General features: G+C 39.8%; 13 protein-coding genes. 5 read left to right on the forward strand and 8 right to left on the reverse strand.

Annotated features, from left to right (window positions below; genetic code table 11):
- From HMPREF1320_RS09980 to HMPREF1320_RS10010, 5 genes are all read left to right on the forward strand, one after another.
- On the forward strand, window positions 1–846 hold the full coding sequence (locus HMPREF1320_RS09980; protein ID WP_009418576.1) for a hypothetical protein: 846 nt from the start codon (window positions 1–3) through the stop codon (window positions 844–846).
- Window positions 847–863: 17 nt separating this feature from the next.
- The gene (locus HMPREF1320_RS09985; RefSeq protein WP_009418567.1) at window positions 864–2,390 is read left to right on the forward strand and encodes a hypothetical protein; all 1,527 of its coding nucleotides are present in this window, start codon (window positions 864–866) and stop codon (window positions 2,388–2,390) included.
- A gap of 378 nt (window positions 2,391–2,768) precedes the next feature.
- Window positions 2,769–3,275 (forward strand): hypothetical protein, encoded by a 507-nt coding sequence (locus tag HMPREF1320_RS09995; RefSeq protein WP_009418575.1) that lies wholly within the window; start codon window positions 2,769–2,771, stop codon window positions 3,273–3,275.
- Window positions 3,276–3,813: 538 nt separating this feature from the next.
- Entirely contained in the window at window positions 3,814–4,320 is a 507-nt protein-coding gene (locus tag HMPREF1320_RS10005; RefSeq protein ID WP_009418553.1) for a glycoside hydrolase family 73 protein, read from the forward strand.
- A 6-nt stretch (window positions 4,321–4,326) separates the two neighbouring features.
- Window positions 4,327–4,857: a hypothetical protein gene (locus tag HMPREF1320_RS10010; protein WP_009418608.1), complete on the forward strand. Its 531-nt coding sequence runs from the start codon at window positions 4,327–4,329 to the stop codon at window positions 4,855–4,857.
- Between the two features lie 66 nt (window positions 4,858–4,923).
- On the opposite strand, the gene HMPREF1320_RS10015 is transcribed toward HMPREF1320_RS10010, so the two are convergent.
- The 8 genes from HMPREF1320_RS10015 to HMPREF1320_RS10050 form a co-directional block, all read right to left on the reverse strand.
- Window positions 4,924–6,360, reverse strand: a complete 1,437-nt coding sequence (locus HMPREF1320_RS10015; RefSeq protein ID WP_009418569.1) for an alpha-amylase — start codon at window positions 6,358–6,360, stop codon at window positions 4,924–4,926.
- Window positions 6,361–6,426: 66 nt separating this feature from the next.
- On the reverse strand, window positions 6,427–7,476 hold the full coding sequence (locus HMPREF1320_RS10020) for a SusE domain-containing protein (protein ID WP_009418614.1): 1,050 nt from the start codon (window positions 7,474–7,476) through the stop codon (window positions 6,427–6,429).
- A 13-nt stretch (window positions 7,477–7,489) separates the two neighbouring features.
- Window positions 7,490–9,049, reverse strand: coding sequence for a RagB/SusD family nutrient uptake outer membrane protein (locus HMPREF1320_RS10025; protein ID WP_009418600.1), 1,560 nt, complete (start codon window positions 9,047–9,049; stop codon window positions 7,490–7,492).
- 4 nt (window positions 9,050–9,053) lie between these two features.
- A complete protein-coding gene (locus HMPREF1320_RS10030; RefSeq protein ID WP_009418605.1) occupies window positions 9,054–11,999 on the reverse strand; it encodes a SusC/RagA family TonB-linked outer membrane protein in 2,946 nt (981 codons plus the stop codon).
- A 66-nt stretch (window positions 12,000–12,065) separates the two neighbouring features.
- Window positions 12,066–12,434 carry a four helix bundle protein gene (locus HMPREF1320_RS10035; RefSeq protein ID WP_009418620.1) on the reverse strand — a complete coding sequence of 123 codons (369 nt, stop codon included), beginning with the start codon at window positions 12,432–12,434 and terminating at the stop codon, window positions 12,066–12,068.
- A gap of 70 nt (window positions 12,435–12,504) precedes the next feature.
- Window positions 12,505–14,697, reverse strand: a complete 2,193-nt coding sequence (locus tag HMPREF1320_RS10040; protein WP_034554541.1) for a glycoside hydrolase family 97 protein — start codon at window positions 14,695–14,697, stop codon at window positions 12,505–12,507.
- Window positions 14,698–14,854: 157 nt separating this feature from the next.
- Complete coding sequence (locus HMPREF1320_RS10045) at window positions 14,855–15,970, reverse strand: glycosyltransferase family 4 protein (protein ID WP_009418627.1); 1,116 nt, start codon at window positions 15,968–15,970, stop codon at window positions 14,855–14,857.
- A gap of 590 nt (window positions 15,971–16,560) precedes the next feature.
- A complete protein-coding gene (locus HMPREF1320_RS10050; protein WP_009418621.1) occupies window positions 16,561–18,447 on the reverse strand; it encodes an amidophosphoribosyltransferase in 1,887 nt (628 codons plus the stop codon).
- Between the last annotated feature and the right edge of the window lie 20 nt (window positions 18,448–18,467).

Consider the following 18,467-nt stretch of genomic DNA (forward strand, 5'->3'; position numbering starts at 1 on the left):
ATGAACAGTATTAATGTAAACCAAACGGGAGGTTTCCCACTAACTACCGATGTATTAAGTTATATGCAGAATGCTTATAAGATATTCAATGCAATGAGTGGTATTTCAGGAGATTTAATTATTCTTTCGGGGTGTGAAGTAGTAGGGAACACGGTGTCAGACGGAGTAGTAGCCATTGAAGGAGAAATATACCCTTTTCAGGGTACGACACTTGGCTCTCACGTATTCATTAAAGAAGTGAATACGTCTAAAATTTTTGAAGACGGCTCACAGAAAACAGTACTTGTGGAGAAAGTAGCTACTTTTGGCAGTAGTACAAAGAGTTATCCGTGGGAGAGCTTCAGACGAGTGTTAAGTAACAGACAAATAGAAGAGAAATCTTTTACAGAAGAAACCTCTTTGTTGAAACGCTTGGAGAAATTGGAGGAACGTGTAAAGAAAACAGTGCCCTTGGGGTTGGTGGCAATATGGGGAAAACCAGCTAACATTCCTTTACCAGAAGGTTGGCGAGAATATGAACCTTTACGAGGACGTATGGCTGTGGGCTATGATCCCAATGGTAACAGTAGCTACCGATTAGAACAAATATTATTTGCAGGAGGTGAATTGGAACATACCCTTACAGTTGCAGAAATGCCTAAACTGACGATACCTTATAAAGATATATATTATTCTGAAAATGGAGGGACAGTTTATATTCACGGGGGTATTGGTTCGGGAGATACTGATCACGATAATAGAGGATTAGAAATGGATAGAACAACGATATTTAGTGGAGGTGAAAAACCTCACAATAATATGCCTCCTTACCGAGTGATTCGTTTTATAGAATTTGTAGGATTTTAATTTTTAAACTAAACGATATGACAGCAATAGAAACGTTAAAGCAGTGGTTTTCTAACCTTAAAAAACCAACACAAGAGCAGTTCTGGGCGTGGTTAGATAGTTTTTGGCACAAAAGCGAAAAGATACCAATGACAAGCGTAGAAGGCTTAGACAAACTCGTAGAAGGCACGGCTTCAGCTGAACAATTGAGTAATCACCTAAACGATACACAGGCACATAAGGTGTTATTTGACAAAAAAGTGGATAAGGTTGAAGGAAAGGGTTTGTCGGCTAATGACTTCACTAATGAATATAAAGAAAAGTTAGAGGGGCTTCATCAAGTAGATATTTCGGGACTCTTACCAAAAGGAGATTATACGGGTACAGCACAAGACTTAAAAAAACAGATTGATTATAAAGCTGACAAGAACCATAAACATTCGTGGGGAGATATTGAAGGGAAACCTAATTTTTCTGAAAGTATTATTTCCAAGAAATTTATAAAAGAAGGAAGCTCTGATGAATATCTGCTCACAGGTGGTGGTGGACAGATTTCTAAAGCGGATTTAGTTTCATCAGGAATGGTTATCAGTGGAAGAAACTATCTCTTGAATAGTAACCGATTTATTTCTTCGGGAATATTGGTAGAAGGTTTTGCTTTATCAGAGGAGTTTAAAGAAAATCTCCTTGATAAAAAACTCGTTACAGTTTCTTGCTACATAGAATATAACAATTTAACAGCTATAACACCTAAAGGAAGATTAGGATGTGAACTTGTTATCAGTTTTTCAGATAACACTGTTTTGTACCTTGGTGCTTGGAAACCAGTAACAACATCAGATATTGGAAAATCATTTAGTGGCAGACTTTCTAATGTATATTCAATACCTACTGACAAACAAATCACCCGAATAAATTTTTCAGGATTGCACATTCAGTGTCAAGCGACTTCATTTAAAATAGGACAACCGAAAGTAGAAACAGGCAACAAAGCTACCGATTGGACACCTGCTCCTGAAGATTTTGATTTCTATAAGGAACAAGTAGATTTTTCAGAATTAAAAACATTTAAAAATAGACCAGCCGGTTCTTGGGGAATTAGACTTGGTGGTGGAGGTGGTATATATGTAAATTTTCCTGCCAATTCTTCAGCATCTTCATTAGAATTTTTTAAACCCAATTGGTATCCAGCAACTCGTATTGGCGTTCGAAATTCAGTTGATGCTAATAGATTTAACGAGGATAATGGTGAATTTCGTGATTTAGCTTGGTATAATGATGTAATACGAGCAGGTGTTAAATGCTCACAAAACACAACGTTACAAAAAGACCTTCAAAATCAGGTAGTTTTTGTAACCAATGATTGTAGAATTGAGCTAAACCAAATTCAGAATATGGGGTCAGTTTCTTTTCGTAAGGTTTTTGATTATGGAACAGTAACCTTTATCTGTACAGAGAAGAACATTATCTATACAGGAGACACTACTTTCACTGGTAAAAAAGGCTCTACAGCCGTAGTAAGTATTTGTGAAAATGATTGTTATATTGATATAAGAAATATTTAAACCTAAAAAACAACAAAGTAAATAACAAATGGCTTTGATAAGAAAAAATACATTTTTTGTTCCACAAAGGTATAGAGCAATTACGCTCTACCCCTTTATATTCGTAAGGAACGAAAGTGATAAACACGACAAAGTTCTTATCAACCACGAACGCATTCACATAAAACAGCAGAAGGAGTTGTTAGTATTACCCTTTTATGTGTGGTATGTGTTGGATTGGTTGAGGAAGATTTTTATTTACAAATCTGCAAATCTTGGATATCTAAATATTGTTTTTGAAAGAGAGGCTTACGAGAATGAAGCTGATCTTGAATATGTAAAAACAAGAAAGAGGTTTGCTTTTTGGAATTACTTGAAATCTAAAAACAAAAGAAAAAGATGAATCCTATTCAATATTTTTTGTGGGGAAATAACCCTATTAAGCCCGAGTTTCATATTGACTTAGTACACAATCCTAATAAAACAGGCGTTTATCAATTTGATTTTAATGAAAACGGGTATACTAATATGACTTTTTATATGTCTGATAATTCTCCTATTTTTTTTAAATCACATTATTCTTTACATCCTACAATTGAATCTTTGGTGTATTTTAATAGGTTTGAAGAATTGGTTCGTAATTATCAAAGTTTTAAGATAGCACACTGTAATAAGTTTATGTTTTCAGTAATTATTCAAAAACTAAACGGACAAACACCTGCATTTAATTACAGAGAGGTTAGAGTAGAAATAGGAAAAGAAATATTGTTTCACGATCAAGGGATACTATTCTATTCAAATAATAAAGGAAATAATGTTTATGAATTAGAATTTACTCTACTTACATCTCCCATTATAATTACTGAGTTTTTTAAAAGGTTTGTAGTTATTTTACCGACATCGTAATTGTTTACAATTATTTTATTCATTACTATGACAAAACTAAATTACATATTACAAGGATTTGGGTTTAGAGATTTTAAAGACTTATTACACTCTTCCCTTGGACATACTTTTTCAATACTTTTTTTAAAAATAGATGTTATTATGTCGCTCTTATTTGCTACTATTCATTTCCTATTTGGTTTTAACCATTTTTTTTGATTGCTTTTGTAATTTTATTAATATTCGAATAGATAAACGGGTATGGCAACCTCGTATCGTAGGAAAGGAAAACACGAAAGTCGTAAAATAGGTCGTATGCTGTTAAAAATATTTGTTTATTTAATGATTATTTATATGCTACACATCTTTTCAGTCAATGCTGACTTTCTTATACGTGAAGATTTTGGGTTTGACCTTTTCCATTGACTCTATTGGGTAGTACTTTATTATATAGTAGTTAGTTCTGAGTTTATAGGAAAACTTAGATAATTTAGGCTTTAAGTTTGTCAATGTATTATTAATAAGAAATTTTATAAAACCTTTAATATTGAAAATCATTATGACTCCTAAAGAATTTATAACAAAATACAAGCCTTACGCCCTCGAGACTCAGCGTAAAACGGGAATATCTCACCTCTTTATTTTGGCGCAATCGGCATTAGAGACGGGCTGGGGCAAGAATATGCCCGGAAATATGATGTTCGGGGTGAAAGCTAGCAAGGATACGCCTGCAAGTAAGAAGCAGTTAGTGCGTACTACGGAGGTACTTTCCGTACCTATGGTAACAAAGGGACTTTTTCCTGAGATTATCAGCATTACTAAGCATGCGGACGGCAAATATTTGTACGTAGTGAGGGATTGGTTTAGGAAGTACGATACCCCAGAAGAGAGTTTCACTGACCACGCTCAATTCTTCATCAAAAACGAACGCTATGCAGAGGCATTGAAAGTGAAAAGTGACCCCTATAAGTTTGCAGAGGAGGTTGCTAAAGCGGGTTACGCTACCGCTCCTAACTATGCGAATACTTTGAAAAAAGTGATTAAAATGATTGAACAAGCGAAATAAATATGTATGAAAAGAGTTTTATTATTGATGTTACTCCTTTTGTCAGTGATTGGTTGCAGAACCAAAAAAGTAGAAACCTACACACAAAGGCAAGTCCAGAAAGAGCACTTTATCACCAATAAAGATAGCTCCCAGCTCTTTGTTCAGGAGTCTCACAAGTCTGAATGGTCTGACCTGTCCGCCACGTCTTTCGAGATTGAACTCGAAAACGACAAAAACAGCCTTGGCAATGCTAAAGAACTCACCTATACCCGCACTCGGGACGGCAATAGTGAGACTATAAGGGTACGCAATGGCAAGGTGAAAATAAAAGCTATCAGAGCCCATTCTAAGAGCTTACAGCAGGCTGATACTACTCTTTATAAGCAATCCTACGCAAGTGTTCAAACTGAAGTTCGAAAGCACGAAATACAGCAAGCTGAGCAAATACGAAAGCACACCCAAAGTACACCATTAAGGTATATTCTTTGGTTGTTACTGCTCGTAGTTTTAGCTTATGTATATTGGAGATACAAGCGTTTTAAACAGAAGATTTAAAACTTAAGTAAAAAACGAGCTACTTCATTGCGAGGTAGCTCGTTTTTTTATCTGTATAACTTTATGTTATTTACCTATTGACCACACTGTGTAGCTCTTAGCAGGTACGGTGATTGTTACCTTGCCTGCCGCATTGGTTTTATAGCGCTTGATTACGTGGTTAGTATAATCAATAATTACCCTATCTTTCCAAGGTGTATCAACCGTTTGGGTTGAAGATTTTTTAGCATTATTCAGGTAAAGTATCATACCAGGACTTTTAGTGTCTCCCAAACGAAAATCAATAAACTCAGTCGGTGAAGCATAATAAAACCTTTCTTCTCCTGCTGCTAAACTGCGATGTATGAGTAATAGCTGTTGTAGCTTGGCTTTCCATTCTGATTTCTCGTAATCGGAATAGAAAATAGTAGGGTAACCGCTATGGGTAAGAATATAAGCGTATGCTAAGAGTTTATTTTCAGTATCAATGCGATTACCTTGATTAGAATCCTTCTCCGTATCGTGATTGGCAGCAAAGGTTACTGCTTTATTTGGGTTGAGCGTGCGAAGCATCCTAGGATTTTTGAGTCCTTTCAGGTTATTGCCGTCAAGAGCTTGCTCAAGTGTATAGAAGCAGGCAAAGTCAAAGGCTGAGGCACCGCTGTTGTCTGTCCAGCTTTTCAGCACGTCTGCATTGCCATCCCAGAGTTCGCCCACGGCAAACCCACCAACCGCTGCCAGCCAGTCCTTGACTACCCAAGCACCAAAGCTCTTCACGTAATCAAACCGCCAACCATCTATTTTGATAGTGTTCTTGTAGTACTTTGCTACCGAGTTATCCTGTTTCCACAGCCAGCCTTGTACGTAATCCTTCTTGTGACATAAGTCTTGCTCAGGGTAGAAGTCTGCTCCCTCATCGTGGTCTTCATCAAGGTTAGGGTGAAAATCATTGTAATTGCGCGTAAACTTGCCAGAGGCACAACCGTGATTTTTATCAAATAAGGTATAGGTCTCCTTGTTTCGATAAGGGTTCCACTCCTTGCCACCACCGTTGTTATGCCCTATGACGATGTCTGCCACTACCTCCAGCCCTACTTGGTGGGCTTTGGTGATAAGGCTTACAAGCTCATCCTTTGAGCCGAAACGTGTTTCGGTGGTACCGTGCTGGTTGTAATTGCCAAGGTCGTAATAGTCCGAAGGGTCGTAGCCCATTGAGTAACCGCCCGAAGCACCTTTGCAGGCAGGAGGCAGCCAGATACGGTCGATACCGTTTGCCTTCCAATCAGCGACCTTTTCCGATATTTTATCCCACCAGCCGCCCCGTGGCTCTACATCCCAATAGAAGGCTTGCATCATCGCACGGTTGCCATTATCCATCTCAGTGAGATTGATAGGTTCTGTATCTGATGTATTTGGAAGTTCTTCTTCTGTATTAATCTGAGGCTTCTTCTCTATATTTGAATCTTGCTTATCACAAGCCCATAAGGCTAATAAAATTGTACCTAATAAATATATCTTTCTCATTCTCTTTTCATATTAATAAATACCCCCTGAACAAACAGGGGGTATTGGTTTTTATTAAATTATTAGTTATTTAGCTATAAACTCATAAGAGCCTGTGTTGCCTTTAAACTTCATAATGACTTTGTAAGTACCACTCTTACTAATAGGAATATCTCCTCCGCCCGATTTTAATACTCCATCAGTATCTCCCTTACCAAAATTGGTACCCCAACTGTTGTTCAAGCGAAATTTAACACGATTATCGCCTCCTCCTGTAAGAACTACATTGTCAATTTCCCAACGGTCATAAGCACCATTATAGGTCATTGCAATGTCATCTTTGTCTCCAAATCCTTTAGCTGCATTACCAATAAGCCCCCAAGAATATAATTCTACTTTTATGGATAACTTGCTTTCATTGAAAAGAATGCGATAAGTGCCATCTTCAGGAACTTTTAGATTTCCACTATTACCCGCATTGAGCAATACCTTTTCCTCGCCAAGGGTTATTTCCTCAGGGTTTGTTTTACCTCCAAGATTACCGCCTTTATCCCAGCTGGCTCCTTTACGTATTTTGAACTCATCAGATTTTTTAAAAGTAACATAAGCCACCTTTAGGTTGTTATCAGTATCCCAAAAAGGTATATCAGGAGCACCCCAGCCATTGATAGTCCCTACAACTCCCCATTCAGAGGGTTGAATAACATCTTCATAGCGGGTAGCGGTAAGTTTTTTCTCAGCTGAAGCAATCTCTTTGCTAGCGCCAAGTTTAGCTAAAACTTTTACTTTAATATCTGTAGCTACACCTGCATCAAATTTTAGTTTTGCTAAGATATTATTGAGTTCCTCTCCTGTAAGAGTTAAGGGTGATTTAGTGGCTGCTACTACAGCTTTCTGATCATTATATGAAAATTCAACCGTGTAACTCTGTACGGGTACAGGTATATTAAACTCTGAAGTTTTCCAAGATACTGTAAGTGCTTCTCCACTTGCATTATCTTTAGTGAGTACTAAGCTATTAATTGACAGTGTTGCACTTATTGTTGTGGTACTGTCATCAAGTGTAGCTTTATCTTCTTTTTCACAGCCTGTTATTGCTGTAAGCGCTAACAGTGCTATTATTACTATCTTTCTCATCTTTCAATCGTTTTTAATATCCTTTATTTTGTTTGATGACCCCTTCTGAGTTCAAAACGATGTTTTGAGGGATAGGGTATAGGTTACGGAAATCCTCTACTGCCTTGCCATCTTTTACACCGCCTTTGAATGGCCAGAGATAAGAGGCAGTAGTAAACTTCCCGTGACGGATCAGGTCAGTACGGCGGAAGCCTTCCCAATAGAGTTCGCGCGCGCGTTCGTCAAGTATGTTGTCCATAGTGATGCTTGAGAGCGCAGGAGCTTCAGCGCGCGTGCGCAGTAAATTGACGTATTGTAAGGCTTTGGCACTGTCGCCTGTGGCAAGAGCGGCTTCGGCAGCATTGAGGTATACTTCTGCCAAACGAATGAGTGCTAAGTCTGTGTCTGCATAGTTACCGCTTGGGTCTTTACCTGCTTTGCCTGCTGAAGTTACGTTCTTGAACTTGGTGATAGCATAGCCTTGTACGAACTTAGTAATATCATTAATTTCGTACTCTTGTCCATCGGTGTAGAACATAGCGCGTTTATCAGTCCAAGATGTTGGAGGCGTACCAGAGCCTGCAAACTTATCTACCAAACCAGCAGTAGCACGAATACCTGCCCAACCACCATTTACACCAAAGTCTTCTTTTTTCATTGAACCACCAATTGCAGCGTGGATGAGGAAGGTAGTTCCTGCCCAAGTTTGACTACGTAATCCATCAAAGTTAATTGTAAAGATGTTTTCTTTCTCAGCGCCGTTGGTGTCGTTATCGGCTAAGAATAGCTGGCTGTATTTAGGGGCTAAGCTATAACCTGAGCTGATTGCTTTCTCTGCGTAGGTAATACAATCGGCATAGCGTTCTGTGCCTGTGTACACTTTTGCATTGAGGTATAAGCGTGAAAGCAAAGCCCAAGCAGCAGCTTTGTCTACCCTACCATACTCATTGGTACGAGGTTCTTTCAAGTCTGCTTCGATTTCCTTGAGTTCTTTTTCGATAAATTCGAATACCTGCCTGCGAGTGGCTTTTTCTTTATCAGTAAGATGTTCCTTCACATCGGTTACGATAGGAGTGTCGCCGAACAAGTCCATCAAGTAATAATAAGCATAGGCTCGTACAAAGCGTGCTTCTGCCACTCCATACTTCTTCATTTCTTCAAATGAACTGTTCTGGTTATTGGCAATAAATGCATTTGCAAATGATACAGTTTGTGCCAATCGATAGTACATTGCTTCGGTAATCCCATTGCTTGAAGTCCAATTCATATTGTGGAAATCAGGTACACCTGGGTCTGACCACGCTACTACGGCTTCGTCAGTAGGCAACTCTTGATGGTAGAACAGCAAGCGGCTGAACTGTGTAGTACCTTCATCAAGCCCTTGAATATCGGGTGAATTAGAAGGACCTTTTTGCCCTGTGAGCGCCAGAGAAGCATACACTTTGGCTAAGGTTTGCTTTGCATAATCAAGATTATTCTGTACAGAACTCTCGTTGATGCTATCTGGGTCAATGGACGGGTCTTGATCTAAGTCTTTGAGACAGCTTGTTAGCGAAAAAGCTAAGGCAAGCCCTGTTATGATATATTTCTTCATACTCTTAAAAATTTACATTAACACCTAATAGATAGGTTCTTGGTCGTGGATATACGTTGTTATCGATGCCTGAGGTTGCTCTGTTATTAGTATCCACAGATAATACTTCTGGGTCTAATCCTTTGTATTTAGTAAGGGTAAGTACATTCTGCATTGTACCGTAAAGGCGTACGCTGAGCTTATCTTCTTTGGGAAAGGTATATCCTAAAGTGACATTATCAATCTTAAAGAAGGAAGCATCGTGCAAATACATATCGCTGAGCATTGTTTGGGTAGTACGTGCTGCAAGCATTGTATCGTAATAAGTACGTGGGGTATTACGTAGAATATTATCACTGTATACACGGTCAAGCGAAGCATTAGCTGAGGATACGTTGTCATATACGTAGTTGCCAAGGCTTGCACGGGTAGCGATGTTCAAATCCCAATTCTTATAGTTGAGATTGGTAGTAAGCCCCATCGTTACATCAGCATAAGGCGATTTGCCCATATAGCGGTCGCTCTCATCAACCTTGCCATCACCATTGCGGTCTACATAAGCCCCTTCAATAGGCTTTCCATCGGCTCCATACACTTGTTGGTACAAGTAGAATGTATAAGGGGCATAGCCCTCTTGGTGGCGTTGTACAGTATTACCTGTACCTCCATTAATACCTCCTACATTTTGAATGTTGGTCAACTTCGTAATTTCATTCTTGTTATAGGCAATGTTATAGGTCAGTGTCCAATTTACATTATCATTGCGCACAGGCACAATATTTACTAAGAACTCAATCCCTTTGTTTTCCATATCACCAATATTGCTTGCGATACGGCTGCTGTAGTTAGTGAAAGGTGCTACACTGCTCTCAGCTATCAAGTCCTTAGTGAGTTTGCGGTATACATCAATACTACCAGAGAGACGGTTCTTAAAGAACCCATAATCAAGACCAATATTTACGGTGTTACCCACTTCCCACTTGAGATGTCTATTCAATCCTTCAGGGCGTGCAGTTGAAATAAACTGGTTGCCAAATTGATAATAAGCTCCGTCATTCAAGCTTCCTATATAACGGGTTAAGAATAAGTAATCACCCAAGCCATTTACGTTCCCTACTTCACCATAACCTAAGCGGAGCTTTAATTCATTAACGCTTTCACTCTCTTTTAAGAAGGTTTCATTCTTAGCATTCCACGCTAAAGCTACCGATGGAAAATAGCCCCAACGGTCATCTGGGTTCAACTTTGAAGAAGCGTCTGCACGTAAGGTAGCGGTAAGCATATAGCGATCATCAAAACTGTAGTTTGCCCTACCAAAAAATGAGATTAATACATTGCGGCTTTTGTCTAACACAGGTGTGTTTATAGTCGCCTTACCATTCTTAAAATATTCATTTTTATTAGAGTCATTGGTAAATTCAAATTTCTGGTAAGAATGCCCTAACATTAATGATAGACTACTTTTGCCTATTTCTTTCATATAGTTAGCATATGCATCAAATAAGCTATTGATAGCTTCATTACTATATGATTCATCCACACCATTAAAGTCCGCTGATGTATTAGGCATTCGAGGATCTGTTATTTTAGATCCATCACTTTTGGTATAATCAACACCAGCATTGATGGTCGCTGTGATATCCTTAAAGAACGGCAATGTATAATCCAATTTCAAGTTAGATATCACTCGTTTTACAGTTGAAGTATCTTCTTTTAATTTTAATAATGCCATAGGGTTAGTTGGTGCATTATTATTCTTAGTCCCACTAGTAAGCCAAGTATGATAGCCACCATACTGACTGCCGTTGAAGACAGGTTGCGTTGGGTCGTACTCAATTGCTGCCCCAATAGCCCCAGGATCTGCAAAGCGGTTCTTGATATATGAGCCTGAAATGTTGAACTCTGCTCGTAATGACTTGTTAAAGAACGCTGGGGTCAATGACAACTTAGCAGTACCACGCTGGAATTTATCAGTCTTTAAAATACCATCAGCATAATTATGCCCAACAGAAAGACGATAAGGTACGGACTTCAAGTTACCACTAATGCCCAATGTAGTGTTAGTGGTAGGGGCTAATTGATAGATTTCTTTCTGCCAATCAGTATTAGCAGTTCCCAAAAGTGCCTTCTGTGTATCGGTACCTGTATTGTTTACCAAAGTACGAAAGTCATCAGCTGAGAGCAAATCCACATACTTAGACACCTCATTCAAGGCAATACTCGTGTTTAAGGTTACTTTGGTTTCTTGTCCCATCTTACCTTTCTTGGTAGTGATCATAATCACCCCATTAGCAGCACGTGAACCATAGATAGCCGTTGATGACGCATCTTTGAGTACCGTCATACTTTCAATATCCTCAGGATTGATGGAGTTGAGAATGCTACGTGAACCTCCAATAGCGCCATCATTCATCGGTACACCATCTACTACCACCAAGGGGTTAGAGTTCAGGGTGAGTGAGCCTGTACCACGCACGCGGATATTCTGCCCACCACCTGGTGCACCACTCGCAGAGGAGATCTGCACCCCTGCTACCTTCCCTTGCAAGAGCTGGTCAGCCGAGAGGTTCTGCCCTTTATTAAAATCCTTATCCGTTACCAAGTTCACCGAACCTGTAACGTCTTTCTTCTTAGCCACCCCATAACCGATGACTACCACATCATCGAGCTGCTGGGTATCTTCCTGCAACACGATGTTCATCACACCTGCCTTCGCAGGTACTTGGTGTGTCTTGTAGCCTACTGAGGAGATGACTAGCACCGCCCCTTTGTCTACCTTCAATTCAAATTTACCGTCAAAATCGGCAGCAGTACCTTGAGAGGTACCTTTCACAAGCACACTGGCACCCATCAAAGGTTGTCCAGAGCCGTCTTTCACTGTTCCTTTTACAGTGATTTGCTGTGCATAACCAAAAGCTACGCACAAGAAAAACATTACTGTACAAAGTAGTTTGTTCATTTTTACTTTCATATATAATAATATTAATTTGAAAATTTGTGAATTAGTAAATTAGCAAATTCAAATTTTCTCATTCTCTCATTTCCTCATTTTCCCATTCTCTAATTTCTTCTTCATTGTTCCTATAATAGTATTAATAATATAAATAATACTTAATAGTTCTTCCTTTTCCGTTTCTGTGTTAGGATAATCCCTCGAATACAAACACAAATCTAACCAATACATTGTTTCTTCAGCTTCCTTAGACGCGATTTTAAACTTATGAATAAAATCCTGCTGACTTTCAGCATTCTGAGCTTCTCTTATATTAGCTCCTATGGAAGTACCCGACCTTAATAATTGGTTTGCAATAGCATACTTTCTATTCTCTTCCAGAACATTACATAACTCAATAATTCTAAGAGAAAACAAGAAAGTCTTTTCTAAAATTATATTCGGTTTATCCATAAATTGGTCATTCTCTAATTTTCTAATTTTCTAATTTTCTCATTTGCTAATTCTCTAATTCTCTCATTTTCTAATTTTCTAATTTTCTAATTTGTATCGCATACCCTCCGCCTTGAGCGGCAGTAAGTTTCAATTTGGTTTTAGCATTTACTTTTTGTTTGGTGATGGTGTATGCCTTCGGGTTGGTTTTCCAGTTGGCATCTTTAGCATCAGCGTAGATAGTAGCCTCGTACTTCTTACCTTTGTCCAAGAAGTTGAGCAGAAGCTCTGAGGTATGTCCGCCTTCGTGAGCTGTACAGCCTACGTACCAATCGTTGCTGTGTTTATCTTTACGCGCAATGGTGATGTAACGTCCTGGTTCTGCTTCAAGGTATACGCTCTTTTGCCAATCTACGGGTACATCTTTAATGAATTGGAAAGCGTCCATATGCTTCTCGTAGTTCTCTGGCAAGTCGGCTGCCATTTGTAGCGGACTGTACATTGTTACATACAAGGCTAATTGGCGTGCCAAGGTACTGCGTATCTGACTGTTATTGTTAGGATTTACATACTTCATTTCGGTCTCGAAGATACCAGGAGTATAATCCATTGGGCCTCCTTGCAAACGAGTGAAAGGCAAGATGGTGGTGTGGAATACTTTATTACCTCCAAAAGCCTCGTACTCAGTACCGCGAGCTGATTCGTTACCTATCATATTTGGGTAAGTACGGCAAATACCGGTAGGGCGTACGGCTTCGTGCGCATTCACCATTATTTTGTGTTTAGCAGCTTCTTTAATCGCATAGAGGTAGTGGTTAATAGTCGATTGGCTGTAGTGGTGTTCACCCACAGGGAGGATATCGCCTACATATCCGCTTTTTACGGCATTGTAGCCATATTTATTCATCAACTCGTAAGCGGCTTTCATATGGCGCTCGTAGTTGCGCGTAGAGCCCGAAGTTTCGTGGTGCATCATCAGTTTTACACCTTTAGAGTGCGCGTAGTCGTTCAGTGCTTTGAGGTCGAAGTCGGGGTAAGGGGTTATAAAGTCAAACACATAGTCCTTTTTGTGTCCGAACCAGTCTTCCCAACCTATATTCCAACCTTCCACAAGCACTTGGTCGAAGCCGTGTTTCGCCGCAAAATCGATGTATTTGCGTACTTCTTCGTTGGTAGCGCCGTGGGTACCATTAGGTTTAGTTTTGGTGTAATCCACCGTATTAAGGTCTACTGCAGGAAGGTCGTTGGTATAACTCCAAGAGTTTTTACCGGTAATCATTTCCCACCAAACGCCCACATACTTCACAGGTTTAATCCACGAAGTATCGGCAATAGCGCAAGGTTCGTTGAGGTTGAGGATAAGACGTGACGCCAAGATTTTACGAGCGTCATCACTCACCATAATAGTACGCCAAGGACTGTGACAAGGGGCTTGCAAATAGCCTTTAGCTCCCTGTGCATCGGGCGTTAGCCACGATTGGAAGACGAAAGTCTTGTCGTCTAAGTTCAGGTTCATTAGCGAGTAGTTCACCAAGGCAGCTTCGTGAAGATTGATATACAAGCCGTCTTTGGTTTTCATCATTAAGGAAGTTTGTACGCCGGTAGGCGAGAAAACAAACTGCGATACGTTGTCACTCATCGCTTGTTTCATCAATCCGCGAATTTCGGAGAGCTTACTTTCCGTATAGTCGTATTCTTGGGTATCGTAGTCCCCAGGAATCCACCAAGCGGTGTGGTCTCCGGTCATCGCAAACTGCGAGAGTTCTTCCTCTATTACAAAATAGGTGAGCTCTTTTTGTGAAGGGAACTCATAGCGGAAGCCCACTCCCTCGTTGTACACGCGAAAACGAATGTTCATTTTTCGGTGGGTCTTCTCTTGTTGCAATTGTACGAGAAGTTCGTTGTAATGGTTGAGAATCTCGCTTTCTTCTCCCCATACAGGTTTCCACGTTTCCTTAAAAGTAGACTTTTTGGTGTCTACTACTTTAAAGTTTTGGGTTAACGGCTCAATTTTCTTGATTTTAGAGTCGTCCGGAAGGCTTTTTTCACTATAAACAGGTGTCTCGTCCGATTTCAATAAATAGGAGGATAACACTTCTCTTATTTTAAAGCCTAAAGTACTTTCATTGATCACTGCTTTGTTTTTGTAAGTCACCTTATACGAAGGCGTCCCATCAGCTTTCAGTGAAAAAGTGAGCACTACATTGCCGTCAGGCGAGCTCTGTTGCTGTGCCATAGCGAGGGGCATAGCAAAGACGCTCATCAATAAGATCATCTTTCTCATCTTTTATTGCTTTATAAGTGTTAAAATTGGTACAAAGTTACGGAAGTTTTTTTAACAAACAAATTTTTCTTTACTTTTTTTTAAGAAAAATTTATGATACATCATAAAGTCAATAAGTTAAATAAGTTTCTAGCTGTCGTATTTTTATCTTTTACTGCTAACTTTTTACTTTTTTATACACTTTCATCAAGTTTTTAAACACTGCCTCGTCGGTAAAATGCTGAGCGTGTCGGTAACCCTCTTCTACCATTTGCCTGCGCAACTCCTCATCGGTAGTAATGCTTACAATGGCTTTACATATCTCTTTTTCAGCGTTTTGCAAGTTCACATAAACCGAATGTGTTCCACCTGCTTCCGCAAAACAACTGCCCTGCGAACTAATCACAGGAGTTTTGCTAAATAACGCTTCTATAATAGGAATCCCAAAACCTTCAAAAATCGAAGGATAGCAAAATACCTCAGCAAGCTGGTAGATAATCGCCAAATCTTCCATAGGCACGTTACTCAGTGCTTGCACGCGGTCTTTAAGTTGGTGTGTTTCACAATACGCCTCTATTTGTTGGTAATAAGCCGTTTGCTTACCCACCAAAACTAACGAAATATCTCGCAGAGGTTCAATAGCTTTCACTATTTCAAGTGCGTTCTTGCGAGGCTCAATAGCGCCTACATTCAATACAAATTTTTCGGGAAGATGATATTTTTTGCGTATAGTTTCCTTCTGTGTTTCGGTATATATTTTCTTAAAAGCTCGGTGACAGCCTTGGTATACCACCGTTATTTTCTCTTCTGAAATACCTAAATAGCTGATGATATCTTGTTTAGTCTGCTCACTAATAGCGATGATGTGTTCTGAATGTTGTGCGGCATACAAGAACTTGCGATAATGTATTTTTCTGTCGAAAAACGAATACAGTTCAGGATAACGCATAAAAATAAGGTCGTGAATAGTAACTACCGTAGGTATGTGTTTATAAATTCCCTTAGGAATTTCTCCTGAAAGTCCGTGATAAATGTCAATGGGAAGTTGTTTAGCTATATCAGTGATTTTTACACTGCGCCATAATGATTTTAGCTTGCGCCAGAAGAAAGATTGTGGAGTGATTTCGGTGGTGTGTTCATCAATCACCACTCCCTGAATTTTGCGTTTTTGTGGGTTGAAGAGGTATAAATGCCCCACCTTGTGTTCTTGTAGTATGCGAATCAAATCCCGACTATAATTCCCCAGTCCGCGTGTGTTATGGAAAGCCCGTTTAGCGTCAAAAGCGATGTTCATAGTTGCTCACTCTAATAATAAGGTAATATGAACTGCAAAGGTAATAAATTAAAACGATACAAACAAAACAGTATTTAAAACCCCTTTACCTTCACCTTTTCTTCGCTCATTCACTATTTGTTCGTGTGGCTCGCACCGTTTTTTGTATGAACTTTGCCAAAGTTTCAAACTTTGGCAAAGTTGAAGTCCACTAAAAACCTTCTTTTTATCTCTATCTTAGTTTTAACTTACCTTCACCTTTCCTTCGTTCATCATTCATTGTAGAGCCACTGTAGACCCACTGTAGACCCACTGTAGACCCACTCATCGTTCACCCTACCTTTATCTTACCTTCGCTCCACCTCCTGACAAACCTTGTCTTTCACCCTAATAACCATCACTACTTTTACTCACACCTAATTTATTTAATTTTCTCATTTCCTAATTCTCTCATTCTCTCATTCTCTCATTTTCTCATTCTCTCATTCTCTAATTTCCTAATTCTCTCATTTTCTCATTTCCTAATTCCCTCATATCTTTTACCTTTTACCTTTTACCTTTTATCTTTTACCTTTTATCTTTTACCTTTTATCTTTTACCTTTTACCTAAATCAGTACGCCCTCTCCTTATTCCCTTCATAAAAGTTAATAAACGCCCTATTCACTACCCTATTGCCACCATTGGTAGGGTAATCACCCGTGAAATACCAATCGCCCAAATTCTTAGGGCAAGCCTTATGCAGGTTGTCTACCGTTTGGAAGATTACTGCTACTTCTGAGGCGAAGTTCTTTGGCAAAAGCAAATCTCTTATCTTGTCCGAAATTTCTTCATCGCTGAAAGGAGCATACACTTCTTTTACGTAATTCACCACCTTGTCATCACTTAGCGCTACTTGGGTAAGACATTTTTCGTACACTTCTTTTATGATGTGGTAAGTCCCTCTTTCGTGGTGTAAAGCCAAAGCAGCTTGGAACGCTACAAGGTCTTCTAAACGCGCCATATCTATCCCATAACAATCGGGATAGCGTATTTGAGGTGCCGAAGAGACGATCACTATCTTTTTGGGCTCTAACCTGCCTAATATGCTCAAAATACTTTTTTTAAGGGTCGTACCCCGCACAATACTATCGTCTATAATTACCAAAGTGTCGCCTTTTTGTACCGAACCGTAGGTAATGTCATACACGTGCGCCACAAGGTCGTCTCTGCTACTGTCTTCGGTGATAAAGGTGCGCAACTTCACATCTTTAATCGCTACCTTTTCAGTGCGTACTTTTTCAGAGAGAATCCTAAGAATTTCACTTTCAGTGGCGGTTGCTAATTGTTTTGCTTTCTGCTCGTTGAGGTATTGTTCCGCTGCTTCTATAAGTCCCAAATACGATGTTTCAGCCGTGTTAGGAATATAAGCAAAAACCGTATCTTTCAAGTTGTGGTCGATAGCTTGGGCAATGCGAGGGAAGAGTAGCTTGCCCAACATCTTGCGTTCGCGGTAAATATCTTGGTCACTACCACGAGAGAAGTAAATACGCTCAAACGAACAAGCTTTGCGTACCCTTGGGGTAAGTATCTCTTTTACTGTCACCTCACCGCTCTTCTTGATGATAATCGCATTCCCAGGTGGCAACTCGTGTACATTCTCGTATTTTACATTGAAGACCGTTTGTATAGCCGGACGTTCCGATGCTACCACTACCACTTCTTCATCTCGATAGTAAAACGCCGGACGAATACCCGCAGGGTCGCGGAGTACAAAAGCATCGCCGTTACCTATCATTCCTTCCATTGCATAACCACCGTCCCAATACTTAGCTGCGCGCTTCAAAATGCGCTCTATATTCAGCCGTTCGGCAATAAAAGGCGATGCTTCCTGTTTGGTATAGCCCTCTTCTTTCAGTTGGAGATAGAGTTTTTCTACCTCATCGTCTAAAAAATGACCGATACCCTCCATTACAATCACAGTGTCGGTTTTGTCTTTGGGGTGTTGTCCAAGGTGTACGAGGTTGTCGAAGAGCTCGTTTACATTGGTCATATTGAAGTTACCCGCCATAATCAGGTTGCGGTATATCCAGTTGTTTTCGCGCAAGAAAGGGTGTACATTCTCAATGCTGTTCTTGCCAAAGGTACCGTAGCGCACGTGCCCCATTATCACTTCGCCTATGTAGGGGAGTTCTCTTTTCTGCAATGCCACATTGTCTTTCAGTGTAGGATTCGCCTTAAAGCCCTCGTTAATACGCTGGTTGATGCGCGTAAAGATATCCTGCACCGGTTGCGCCTCGTTGGAACGAATCCTACTGATATAGCGTTCTCCGGGTTGCATATTCAGCTTGATGCTCGCCACTCCTGCACCATCTTGCCCACGGTTGTGTTGCTTTTCCAGCATCAAGTACATTTTATTGACGCCATAGAAGGCAGAGCCGTATTTTTCTTTGTAATATTCCAAAGGTTTGAGCAAGCGGATAAGAGCAATCCCGCACTCGTGTTTGATAGTGTCACTCATTTATAAATAAGAAAAGGCGT

Source organism: Capnocytophaga sp. oral taxon 335 str. F0486 (assembly GCF_000277665.1).
Classification (GTDB): Bacteria; Bacteroidota; Bacteroidia; order Flavobacteriales; family Flavobacteriaceae; genus Capnocytophaga; species Capnocytophaga ochracea.